We start from the raw sequence: 12421 nt of genomic DNA on the forward strand, positions 1-12421 counted from the left end.
CACCTCCCCCAACCGTTTGCCCCGCAGGCGAAGGCCCGCGGGGCTTTTTTATGGTCCGGGGGGTATATCGGGCGCTCGATTTCCGCCCCACCGCTAAACTCGAGCCAGGCACCTGACAGCCCCCACCCGGTTGCATTTCCCCCCCACCTGCCCCAAGCTCTGCCCTTCCCGCCGCCACGGATCGTCCGATGCCCAGACGCAACCGCTACCTGATCGCCCTGCTGCTGTTGATCCTGGTATCGGCCCTGTTCGGATACTTGTGGCGCGACGACCAGCCAGCCCCGCCACCCTTGCCTGCACACAGCTATGCCAAGGCCTTGCGCCAGGCCCACGAAGGCCAGCCCGGCGCTGCGCGGGTGCTGTACCAGCAGCTGCAACGCAATGATCTGCCTGCGGTTCGGCGTGCCGCCTTGTACGCCGAATTGCCCAACTATCCTTCGCCGCAGGCATTGAAACTTGCCCGCCAGGACCTCGACCACGGCGACCCTCTGGTACGGCGGGCGGCCATCGCCAGCATCCGCCGTCTGCTGCCTGCGGCGCAGCGTAGCCTGGTGCTCGGCCCGCTGCTGGATGACGACGAGCAAAGCGTGCGCTTTGCCGCCGTGGACGCCCTGCTAGGCCTCGACCCGGAAGCCATCGGCCTGTATTTCGGCCCGCTGCAGGCCACCCTCGAACAGTATCAACAGGCCCTGGAGGAACAGCCCGAGGATACTGACGCCCAAGTACACCTGGCGCGCCTGTACCTGCACGAAAACGACTACACGCACGCCGCCGCGGCCCTGCAGCGCGCCCTGGCGGTAGCCCCCGGCAACCTCGATGCATTGGCGACCCAGGTCCGCCTGCTGGAACGCCAGGGTCATCACGATGCCTCGCGGCAAGTCCTGGCCAAGGCCCTGGCTCTCAGCCCCGACTCGGCGTTCTTGCAGTACGAGCTAGGCCTCTGGCTCAACCGCCACGAACAGCGTGAATACGCCCTGCTGGCCTTGTCCCGTGCGGTCGAGCTGGACCCGGACAACACCGACTACCGCTACACCCTGGCGATCACCCTGCATGAACTGGAACAGTACGATGCGGCGCAAAAACAACTGGAAACCGTGATCAACCGGCAGCCGGCCAATCGCCGGGCACGAGTGTTGCTCATCCAGTACTGGAAAGAAACCGGCCAGTTGCAGAATGTGCAGGTGCTGCTGGCGGAACTGGAACAGCAGAACCCGGACGACCCTGTGTTGCAACAGGGCCTGTAGGCAATGTTGCAACTGGGTTGAACCCCCAGACCGTGGCCACGGTCCAGTGGGTATCGGACCACCCTTATCGGAGTAACGTTTTGGCCAGTTCGTTGGCGCTGGACGAACGTGCCTTGATCCTGGCGCCGTCGCCGTTAGCCGCAGACATCGCTCGGTTGCTCGCCGGTGCCGGCATCGATAACCTGTGCGCGCTGGACCTGGCCCAACTGCAGGCGGGACTGGCTGAAGGCGCAGGCCTGGCGTTCATTGCCGAGCAAGTCTTCGACCCAGGCCCGAGTCCGTTGCTGCAAGCGTTCCTCGACCAGCAACCCAACTGGTCGGACCTGCCCATCGTGCTGCTCACCCAGGGCGATCGCAGCGTCACGGCTTCGTGTCACCTTCCGCAAGGCAATCTGATGCGGCTGGCTGTACCGTTCGAAGACGCTCAGCTGCTGCAGATGGCCCAGTTCGCGCTGCGCAACCGACGCCGACAGTACCTGGTACGCGACCAATTGCTTGACCTGCAGCTACGCCTGCAAGCTCAGGGCATAACGCCCGGCGAGGCCCGAGAGCGTAGCGAGTTCGCCCGCCACCAAGCGCGTAAAATGGAAGCCATCGGGCAATTGGCCGGAGGGGTCGCACATGATTTCAACAACCTGCTCACCAGCATCGGCGGCAGTCTCGAACTGATCGAGCGACGCCTGCAGCAAGGCCGCAGCGACGGCGTGGACACCATGCTGCGCATGGGCCGCGAAGCGGTGTCACGCGCCAGCCGGCTGACCCACCGGCTACTGGCGTTCTCTTCCCGGCAATCGCTGCACAGCCAGCGCGTCGACCTGCACGCTCTGCTCCAATCGAAGCGCCTGATGGCCTGCGTGAGCCCAGCCGTGACGCTGCAGGTGGACATCGCCCAGAGCTTGTGGCCTGTCGAAGCCGATGGCGCGCAATTACAGGAAGCCCTCGACAACCTGCTACTCAATGCCTGCGAAGCCATGCCCAGTGGTGGCCACCTGCGCATCGAGGCGAGTAACCAGTCTATTGGTGCCGGGCATGTCACTGACGGTGCCCTGTGTGCCGGTGACTATGTGCGCCTGCGTGTCATCGATGACGGCCAGGGCATGGCGCAGAGGACGCTGGAGCACGCTTTCGAGCCGTTCTTCAGTACCAAGGCGATCGGCCAGGGTATCGGCCTGGGCTTGTCGATGGTGTACGGTTTCAGCAAGCAGTCACGCGGACATGTCACCCTGCATAGCCAGATCGGCCAAGGGACCCAGGTTGAACTGTACCTGCCGCGCCACCTGGGCCAAGCCCAGGCGTCGGATGAGCCGATGCTGCCCGTGCAGAATGGTCGGGGCCGTCGCGTGCTGGTGGTCGAAGATGATCCGGATGTGCGCCAATTGCTGTGCCAGGCCATGCGCGAAAATGGCTGCGCCTGCCACAGTGCCGCGAATGCCAGTGACGGGCTGAAGGTACTGCGCTCGACCCGACACGTTGACCTGCTGCTCACTGATGTCGGCCTGCCGGGCATGAACGGCCGTCAACTGGCCGAGATTGCCCGTAACCTGCGCCCGAGCTTGTCGGTTCTGTTCATTACCGGCTACGCGGAAACGGCCATGGCCCGGGACGGGTTCCTGGAAGCAGGCATGCACCTCCTGGGCAAACCGTTCGAACTGCAGGCATTGCAGACGCTGGTAAACCAGATTCTGGGACGGCCCTGAGCTGATTGTTTTACTCATCGAGCAGGCGCAGTGCCTCGTCCGCCAGGTCCGCCAACGAAAACGGTTTGTTCATCAATGCCGTGCCTGGCTGTTCGAGCAACTGCGCCTCGATCTGCTGGTCTGCGTACCCGGTGATGAACAGGATCTTCTGCTGTGGAAGCTGCATGCGCATGGCCTTGGCCACTTGTCGCCCACTGAAACCACCCAGCAGACCGATGTCGGTAATCACCAGGTCGAACAGGCCGTCATGGCGGAAGCGCTCCAGCGCAGTATTGGCGTCGCCGGCCTCAGTGATGTCGAAACCACGCTCGGCCAGGTACTCGCGCATGACCGCGCGCAAGCCCAGCTCGTCATCAACCAGGAGCAAGCGCTCGCCGCGTGACATACGTTGTGCGCGCTGTACCACCCGAGGCACCTCGGGAACCGGCTCACGGCACCTTGGAAACAGCATGGAGACCCGGGTGCCCTGGTTCGGCGCCGATTCGATCCAGGCATAGCCCCCCGACTGGCCGACGAAGCCATACACCATCGACAAGCCAAGCCCGGACCCACGCCCGATGGGTTTGCTGGTGAAAAACGGCTCAAAGGCCCTGGCAATGTCCGCTGCCGCCATGCCATGACCATCATCCTCGACATGCAAGGCGACATAGTCGCCCGGCGGCAGACCCTGTTCGTCAGGGAACCAGGCCGTCAGCCGCCTGTTGACGCTACGCACTGTGACATTGCCCCGCTCCAGACAGGCTTCGCGCGCATTGGTGCAGAGGTTGATCAAGGCATTTTCGAGTTGGACGACATCGAGGCATACCGCCCACGGTGTAACATCCAGCTGCCAGTGCAGGCACATCTCTGCGCCCAGTGCCCTGAGCAGCAGCGGCTCACTCAGGCGCAGCTGCCGGTTGAAATCCAGCGGCTTCGGCGCCAGCGGCTGATGGCGCGAAAATGCCAGCAGGCGATGGGTCAGCTCCATGGCGCGCTGCACCGAATCGCGCGCCACTTCCACATAGGCCTCGACCCGTTCCAGGCGCCCTTCCTGAAAGCGGCGCTGCAACAGTTCGAGGCTACCGCCGATACCGGACAGCAAATTGTTCATTTCATGGCCGATACCGGACAGCAAATTGTTCATTTCATGGCCGATGCCCCCGGCCAACTGGCCAACCACCTCCAGGCGCTGGTGGTTGCGCAGCAGTGCTTCGGATTGACGAGCGGCTTCCTCACGGTCCTCGGTGATGTCCCGGCCGACCGCAGTCAGCAGGCTGCCATCGAAACGCGCGCTCCAGCGAAACCAGTGATAATGGCCGTCGCGGTGGCGCAGGCGGGTCTCTATCTGCTCGGTGTTGCGGTACTGCAGGAGCCCGCTGACGGCCACCTGCACCTCTGCCCGGTCGGCCGGATGCACCAGGTCCAGCACCAGCGCATCGCGCACTTGCTCCTCGCTCCAGCCCAGGATGCGGTACCAGGCGGGGTTGGCGGCACACATCCTCAGTTCGGGAGTAACGGTCATCATCGCGTCACGCGACAGCTGCCAGAACTGCTCGCGCTCAGCCACATGCCGCTCGATCTGCAATTCGAAACTGCGTGCCTGTTCGCGCCAATGACGGTGGACCTCGACGTCGGTGGCGGTCTCGATCACGGTGTGCAGGAACCCCGCCACACTGCCCAGCTCATCGTGCAACGGGGCATAGCCGAACGCACACCAAAGTGCCTCGGTACCGGCATTGCAGGCGATACGCAGCGGGGGATCCTCGACGAAACTCGAGCGCCCCTCCAGGGCCTTGAACACCCAAGGCCCCATGTGCGGCCAGACATCGCTCCACAATGCATCGAAGGCCATGCCCAACGCATCCGGGGCAACAGGCCGCAACGCCCGGTAGGCATCATTGTGGACCACGTTGAGATCCGGCCCCCAGGCCACGGCACATGGGAATGGTGACAAGTGCATCATGTCGACGGCGATACGCAGCGATGCCGGCCAGCGCGGCCAGGGCCCAAGCGACGTACGCCCCCAATCGAACTGCGAAATCCGCTCGGCCATCGTTTCGGCCAATGGCGCAACAGGCGGTTGCAGGATGACCTGCGACGCAGGTTCGTGCGGCGTAGCGTTTGCGACCAATTATCCTTACTCCCGCTGAGCTCAAGGATGCATGATTGTTTTCGTTCAAGGTAGCACAGCATGCACCAGGCGCTATGGCGCACGTGCACAGGACGGCTATGCTCATTAGGTTTCCCCTGGGGCCAGGGAGCAACGGCCCACTCAGGTTGCCGACGGGAGCGTGGTCATGAGCAAGAAAATGCTGGTGGTGCTGACCAATACGGCCAAGTATCCGACCCTCAAGCGGGCAACCGGATTGTGGCTGGGGGAAGCCGTGCACTTTGTCGAAAAAGTCGAAAGCGCCGGCTACAAGGTCGATTATGTCAGCCCGCTGGGCGGCTACGTCCCCGTCGACCCGCACAGCCTGCAGATGGCCCCCGACCTCGACTGGCAGTGGTATGACGACAAACGCTTCATGTCGCGCCTGGGCAGCACCTTGAGCCCTGGGCGGGTGAAGGCCACCGAATACTGCGTCATCTACTACACCGGCGGCCATGGGGTGATGTACGATTTTGCCGATAACCAGGCGCTGCAGGAGCTGGCGCGCCAGGTATATGAGAACGGCGGCATTGTCGCCGCAGTCTGCCACGGAGTTGCCGGCCTGCTGAACATCAAGCTCAGCGACCACAGCCTGTTGCTGAAGGAGCGCAAGGTAACCGGCTTCTCCAACACCGAGGAAAAGCTCGCCGAGCTGGACAAGGTGGTCCCGTTCCTGACGGAAAACGAGCTGGGTGCCCGTGGCGGCCACTACAGCAAGCATGAGGACCCGTGGATGCCGTACGTGGTGGTCGATGATCGGCTGATTACCGGGCAGAACCCGGCCTCCACCGCCCTGCTGGCCGAAAAGGTGTTAGCGAAACTGAAGCAGAGTTGAAGCTGACAACGAGCTTCGGCTTTTCTGTAAAGCTGCAACACTTGTCGCCTACAGCCGACCTGTCATCAAGCACATAGGATCGATGCTGACCTGTTCACCCCGAACAGCAAGGGTCAACGGAGCGGCACGCCTATGGCAAATATCATGATTCAAACTATCAATTGGCGAAAACTGTTGCTGATTCTGGCCATCGGCGTCATACCCGTGCTATCCGGGTTGCTGATGATGAATTACCAACTGGAAAGGAAACTTGAAGAGAACGCCCAGATTTCCGTTCAGGAGGCGGTTTTCAGCATCGACCAGGCGCTGGGCCGCATGGAGGACAGCCTGGAGACAATCCTGCCGCTGGCCGGCAAACCCTGTGCCGAAGTGCTGGATGCGCTGGACCAGAGCGTCACCAGCAGCCCACACCTTCGCTCGTTGGCGCTGACCCGCGGGAAACAGGCGTATTGTGCGACCGACATGGACCCCTTGGAGTATATCTCCGCATTTTCCGAGTCCGGTCAGCGGGCGAAGCTGGTATTCGACGCCCCTTCGTCGCCCAACGCGGCGATTATCAAGATCCAGAAACCGCACAGCGATCCCGGTGTAATCGCAACCGCCTATGGTCGACTGTTGCGCGACGAACTACGCGGTTTCCAGGACGGCCTGACCTTGCTGGTGGAATTCAACGACCAGTACATCTGGAGCGACGGCGACAGCCGCGACCCACAACGTCCCTCGCAAGCCGAATACAACCACCGAGCAGTATCGGAAAAATATGGCTACGTGGTGATCGGGGGCTACGGCAATGGGTATACCGCCCAGGAGTTCCGCCTTTCCCTGCATCAGGTACTCCCCTCGCTGGTACTGGTCGGGGTCGCCAGCATGTTCATTACATACCTGGGCCTGCCCAGAACGCGCAAGAGAAAGGCAGATACCGCCGCCATCGATTCATGACGGCGGTAACCCTTGGGCTATCAGTCGGTGCTCAGCACACCACGGCGTACCTGGTCACGCTCGATGGACTCGAACAGTGCCTTGAAGTTGCCCTCACCAAAGCCATCATCCCCCTTACGCTGGATGAACTCGAAGAACACCGGGCCGAGCAGAGTTTCCGAAAAAATCTGCAACAGCAAGCGCTTGTCGCCAGGTTGCGAGGCGCCATCCAGCAAAATGCCCCGCGCCTTCAGTTCATCGACTGGCTCGCCATGGCCAGGCAGGCGCTCCTCAAGCATTTCGTAGTAGGTTTGCGGCGGTGCCGTCATGAAGCGCATGCCGAGGCCTTTCAGGGCATCCCAGGTCTTGAGCAGGTCATCGGTGAGGAAGGCCACGTGCTGGATGCCTTCGCCGTTGAACTGCATCAGGAACTCTTCGATCTGCCCGGCGCCCTTCGAAGACTCTTCGTTCAGGGGAATGCGGATCATGCCATCCGGTGCGGTCATGGCCTTGGATGTCAGGCCGGTGTATTCGCCCTTGATGTCGAAGTAGCGAATCTCGCGGAAGTTGAACAATTTCTCGTAGAAGCCGGCCCAGTACGCCATGCGCCCGCGATAAACGTTGTGGGTGAGGTGATCGATGATCTTCAGGCCGGCACCCACCGGGTTACGGTCCACGCCTTCGATGAACTTGAAGTCGATATCGTAGATCGAGCTGCCCTCTTCGAAGCGGTCGATCAGGTACAACGGTGCTCCGCCGATACCCTTGATGGCCGGCAGGCGCAGCTCCATCGGGCCGGTTTCGATTTCCACTGGCTGGGCGCCGAGTTCCAGGGCACGGGCATAGGCCTCATGGGCGTTGCGCACGCGGAACGCCATGCCACACACTGATGGGCCGTGTTCGGCGGCGAAGTACGAGGCGATGCTCTTGGGTTCGTTGTTCAGGATCAGGTTGATGCCGCCCTGGCGATACAGGTGCACATCCTTGGAACGGTGGGTAGCCACCTTGGTGAAGCCCAGCATCTGGAATACCGGCTCGAGTACGCCAGGCGCCGGCGAAGCCAGCTCGATGAATTCGAAGCCCATCAGGCCCATTGGATTGTCGAAGATATCAGCCATGTTCGTGTCCTCATCTGCAGCGAAAAATTAATGATTGCGTGGGATGTCGGACGGAAACGGCGGTGAGCAGGGGATTCCACGCACGCTGCGGGCGAGGAAATCACCTATGATCAGCTTGAACCCATGGTATGTCATATGGACCCATTCTCGGCGGGCTTGATCCTTCGGCATTGAAGGACCTTATTGTTGTATTCGTAAATCGATTCTACAGGGCGTAAATTGGTTTGTCGCGTTTTTAGTTGCTCATGCCTGCCGACAAACGGCTATCCTCTGGTTTTATTCTTGCAGATTAGCCAGCATGCCCCTTACAGCCAAACGCCGCGCCGGCCTGACCTGGCGCACCCTGCTGCCCTGGGTCGTCGGCGTGCTGCCGGTGGTGTGCGGCCTGGCCGTGATGAACTGGCAGATCGAACGCGAAATGCAGGCCAGCAGCCAAGCCACCACTCGCCAGGTGGTGGCGCATGTCGAACGTATTCTCGACAACCTGTCCAGTGCTGCCGACTCCCTGCTGCCGCTTGCCGGCAGCCCGTGCGAGCAGGTCCAGCTCAGATTGCGCGCCGAGGTCACGCGCAACGCCTTCGTCCGCTCGACCAACCTGTTCCGGCACAACACCCTTTATTGCACCTCGCTGTTCGGTGACTTCGACGAGCCCGTCAACGCTGGTAATTATGCCGACGGCAAGCTGTGGCTGATGGATGGCAACTCGGTCACCCCGGGCCATCCACTGCTGGTCTATCGGGCCAGCGACGATGACCAGGGCGCGATCAGCACGGTCGATGGTGAGCACCTGCTCACGGCGCTGCGCCTGATCGGCCCCGACGAAACGCTGCAGATCCGCGTGGGCAATGCCTGGCTGGGCAAGGATGGCATCGTGCACAAGGGCCAGCCCCCCGCCGCCGCCAAGGCGAATGTGCAGGTGGGCTCGACGCGTTACCCGTTCAGCGTGCAGGGTGGTTATGGCAGCGACAGGCCAGGCGAGCTATGGCGCAGCCACTACCCCGCCCTGTTCGGCCTGCTGCTGGTGTTGGGCGCGGTGTCCGCCCTGGTATGCCGCTGGCAGATACGCCGCATCACCTCGCCCCGTGCCGAGCTGCGCCGGGCCCTGGAGGCCGACGAGTTCCTGCCGTTCTTCCAGCCGGTCGTGCGCAAGGGTGATTACCGTTGGGCCGGCGCCGAGGTGCTGATGCGCTGGAATCACCCGCAGGAAGGCCTGGTGCGGCCCGACCTGTTCATCCCCTACGCCGAACACAGTGGGCAGATCGTCGCCATGACCCGCGCGCTGATGACTCACACGGCACACAACCTGGCACCGTATGCCGGGCTGCTGGAAGACGGCTTCCATATCGGCATCAACATCACCGCCGACCATTGTCGCGACTTCAGCCTGCTGGATGACTGCCGTACCTTCCTCCAGCACTTCCCACCTGGCCGGGTGGTGCTTACCCTGGAGCTGACCGAGCGCAAGCTGATCGAGGCCACCCCGGTGACTCTGGAACTGTTCGAAAAGCTGGACGCCATGGGTGTGAAAATTGCCCTCGACGACTTCGGTACCGGCCAGTCCAGCCTCAACTACTTGCGCCAGTTCAAGGTCGACTACCTGAAAATCGACCAGAGCTTCGTCGCCATGATCGGTGGCGACGCGCTGTCGGTGCATATCCTCGACACCATCATCGAGCTATCGGCCAAGCTGGGGCTGGGCATTGTCGCCGAGGGTGTGGAAACCGAAGCCCAGCGCGACTACCTGGCCCGTCACCACGTGGACTACCAGCAAGGCTACCTGTACGCCAGGCCCATGCCGGCGGCCGCGTTCCTCGAAGCGCTGGCCGCACATGCGAGCGCATCGCGGTTGCCGCAAGCTGCGCCCCCTGAGATCATGCGCGGCTGATCCAGCCGCTCAACTCCCAATTCGAGGCATTCGTGTCAAAAGGCATTCTCTCGTCGGTCATGGCGTCCTTTCTGTTCGCCGTGATGTACTTCTATACCTCGCTGCTCACACCGCTCGACGGCGAGGAAATCTTCGGCTGGCGCACGCTGCTGACCTTGCCTTGCCTCACCCTGTTCATGCTGGTCTCGCAAGACTGGAAACGGGTCGCCGAACTGCTCGCCCGGGTGAGACACACGCCGCTGCTGGCGTTGGGCATGATCGGCACATCATGGCTGATGGGTGTGCAGTTGTGGCTGTTCCTATGGGCGCCCCTGCACGGGCGCAGCCTGGAAGTGTCGATGGGCTACTTCCTGCTGCCGCTGGCGATGGTCCTGACCGGGCGGCTGGTCTACGGCGAGCGGCTGTCCCGCCTGCAAAAGGTGGCGGTGGCGTGTGCCGCGCTAGGCGTAGGACACGAACTGTTCCAGCATGGCAGTTTTGCCTGGGAAACCCTGGTGGTAACGATCGGCTACCCCATCTACTTCGTGTTGCGCCGGCGCTGCCGTACAGACCACCTGGGTGGCCTGTGGTGCGACATGTGCCTGCTGTTGCCGTGGGCATTGTATTTCGTCCTCCAGGGGCCGCTTTCGACAGCCGACCTGCAGGCACACCCCGGGCTGTATGCGCTGATTCCGATCCTCGGAGCGATCAGCGCTTCAGCCCTGATCGCCTATGTCCTGGCCAGCCGCTTGCTGCCCTTCAGCCTGTTCGGCCTGCTCAGCTATGTCGAACCGGTGCTGTTGGTAGGTGTGGCACTGCTGCTCGGCGAAACCATCGGCCCGGACCAATGGCTGACCTACCTGCCGATCTGGGCCGCGGTACTGGTGCTGATCCTCGAAGGGTTCAGGCACCTGCTACGTCAACGGCGTCGTTCGGCGTAAGCCGAACCTGGCGCACACGCCGTTCTTCAACCGCCTCCACGATCAGCGTCCAGCCATTCCAGGCCAGGCGGTCGCCGACCACCGGCAAGCGGTCAAGCAGGCTCATCACCAGGCCCGCAAGGGTCTGGTAGTCCTCGGTGGCGCGGGCGCTGAAACCGGTGCGTGCCTGCACCTGGCTCAGGTTCACCGCACCGCTGACCACGAAGCCCGCGCCGTCCTGGACGATGCCCGGCCCTTCAACCTCGCTGGCATCGGGCAGTTCACCGGCGATCGACTCGAGGATGTCGGTCATGGTCAGCAGGCCGGTAAAGTCACCGAACTCGTTGACCACGAAGGCAATGTGGGTGGACTGGCCACGCATCTGTTCCAGGGCGTTGAGGATGCTGAAGCTTTCCAGCAGGTTCAATGGCGCCCGTGCCATGCCCTCCAGGTCCGGCTGGTTGCCCGACAGCAGTTCCTTGAGCAGTTCCTTCTTGTGCACGAAGCCCAGTGGCTCGTCCACGCGCCCATCGCGGATCAACGGCAGGCGCGAGTACGGCGAATTGGCCAGGGCCTGGGCAATGGCGTCGGCCGGCTGCGCCAGGTCGATCACATCGACCTCGGCGCGTGCCGTCATCACCGTGCGGATCGGCCGCTCGGCCAGGTTCAGCACGCCGCTGATCATCACCCGCTCACGGCGGTCGAACACGACCTGTTCCCCACCGCCGTCGACCAGGTCGGCGATTTCTTCGCCCACCTCGTCAGCCTCGACCCGGCGGCCACCCAGCAGGCGCAGCACGGCATGCGCAGTACGCTCACGCAATGGCCGATGCTGCTGCAGGCTGCGCTTGCGGCGGGCACGGGCCAGCTGGTTGAACAGCTCGATCAGGATGGAGAAGCCGATCGCCGCGTACAGGTAGCCCTTCGGGATATGGAAGCCGAGGCCTTCGGCGGTCAGGCTGAAGCCGATCATCATCAGGAAGCCCAGGCACAGCATGATCACCGTGGGGTGGGCGTTGACGAAGCGGGTCAGCGGCTTGCTGGCGACAATCATGATGCCGATCGAGAAGATCACCGCGATCATCATCACCGACAGCTGTTCAACCATGCCCACAGCGGTGATGACCGCGTCCAGCGAGAACACCGCGTCGAGCACCACGATCTGCGCCACGATCGGCCAGAACGCGGCATGGCGTACCGCGCCGCTGGCCTGGGCCACATGACCTTCCAGCCGTTCATGCAGCTCCATGGTGGCCTTGAACAGCAGGAACACGCCGCCGAACAGCATGATCAGGTCACGGCCGGAGAAGCTGTTGTCGAACACCTCGAACAACGGCGCGGTCAAGGTGACCATCCAGGAAATGCTGGCCAACAGGCCCAGGCGCATGATCAGCGCCAGGCTCAGGCCGATTACCCGTGCGCGGTCGCGCTGATGCGGCGGCAGCTTGTCGGCGAGGATGGCGATGAACACCAGGTTGTCGATGCCCAGCACCAATTCGAGGACGATAAGCGTCAACAGGCCCAGCCAGGCCGTGGGGTCGGCTAGCCATTCCATTAGCGGATACTCAGGTGGGCAGCGTCACGAGGACGAGGAAAGAAGGGCTGTAAAAGCCGGGGACTGGGGGGCTCCGCGAAGGTGCTCATAGGGACCTTGATAGCAAATAGGAAATGAGATCGTACAGACTGGGAAGCTGCGC

At 62.5% G+C, this 12421-nt stretch carries 8 protein-coding genes and 1 pseudogene; 6 read left to right on the forward strand and 3 right to left on the reverse strand.

Annotated features, from left to right (window positions below; translation table 11 throughout):
• Nucleotides 1–188: 188 nt before the first annotated feature.
• Entirely contained in the window at nt 189–1244 is a 1056-nt protein-coding gene (locus tag HU763_RS12875; RefSeq protein WP_186685806.1) for a HEAT repeat domain-containing protein, read from the forward strand.
• 80 nt (nt 1245–1324) lie between these two features.
• A complete protein-coding gene (locus tag HU763_RS12880; protein WP_186685804.1) occupies nt 1325–2941 on the forward strand; it encodes a response regulator in 1617 nt (538 codons plus the stop codon).
• 10 nt (nt 2942–2951) lie between these two features.
• On the opposite strand, the pseudogene HU763_RS12885 reads toward HU763_RS12880, so the two are convergent.
• Nucleotides 2952–5157: pseudogene (locus tag HU763_RS12885) on the reverse strand (hybrid sensor histidine kinase/response regulator).
• 60 nt (nt 5158–5217) lie between these two features.
• Between HU763_RS12885 and HU763_RS12890 the strand changes: the two are divergent.
• Nucleotides 5218–5904, forward strand: a complete 687-nt coding sequence (locus HU763_RS12890; RefSeq protein WP_186685799.1) for a type 1 glutamine amidotransferase domain-containing protein — start codon at nt 5218–5220, stop codon at nt 5902–5904.
• A gap of 132 nt (nt 5905–6036) precedes the next feature.
• On the forward strand, nt 6037–6843 hold the full coding sequence (locus HU763_RS12895) for a CSS-motif domain-containing protein (protein WP_186685796.1): 807 nt from the start codon (nt 6037–6039) through the stop codon (nt 6841–6843).
• A 20-nt stretch (nt 6844–6863) separates the two neighbouring features.
• On the opposite strand, the gene hppD is transcribed toward HU763_RS12895, so the two are convergent.
• Complete coding sequence (gene hppD, locus HU763_RS12900; protein WP_186685793.1) at nt 6864–7940, reverse strand: 4-hydroxyphenylpyruvate dioxygenase; 1077 nt, start codon at nt 7938–7940, stop codon at nt 6864–6866.
• Between the two features lie 298 nt (nt 7941–8238).
• Between hppD and HU763_RS12905 the strand changes: the two genes are divergently transcribed.
• A complete protein-coding gene (locus tag HU763_RS12905) occupies nt 8239–9825 on the forward strand; it encodes an EAL domain-containing protein (protein WP_186685790.1) in 1587 nt (528 codons plus the stop codon).
• A gap of 32 nt (nt 9826–9857) precedes the next feature.
• A complete protein-coding gene (rarD, locus tag HU763_RS12910; protein ID WP_186685786.1) occupies nt 9858–10745 on the forward strand; it encodes an EamA family transporter RarD in 888 nt (295 codons plus the stop codon).
• On the opposite strand, the gene HU763_RS12915 is transcribed toward rarD, so the two are convergent.
• A complete protein-coding gene (locus tag HU763_RS12915) occupies nt 10708–12279 on the reverse strand; it encodes a TerC family protein (RefSeq protein ID WP_186685783.1) in 1572 nt (523 codons plus the stop codon). The two genes, rarD and HU763_RS12915, sit on opposite strands and share 38 nt — an antisense overlap.
• Nucleotides 12280–12421: the final 142 nt, after the last annotated feature.

Source organism: Pseudomonas anuradhapurensis (assembly GCF_014269225.2).
Taxonomy (GTDB): Bacteria; Pseudomonadota; Gammaproteobacteria; order Pseudomonadales; family Pseudomonadaceae; genus Aquipseudomonas; species Aquipseudomonas anuradhapurensis.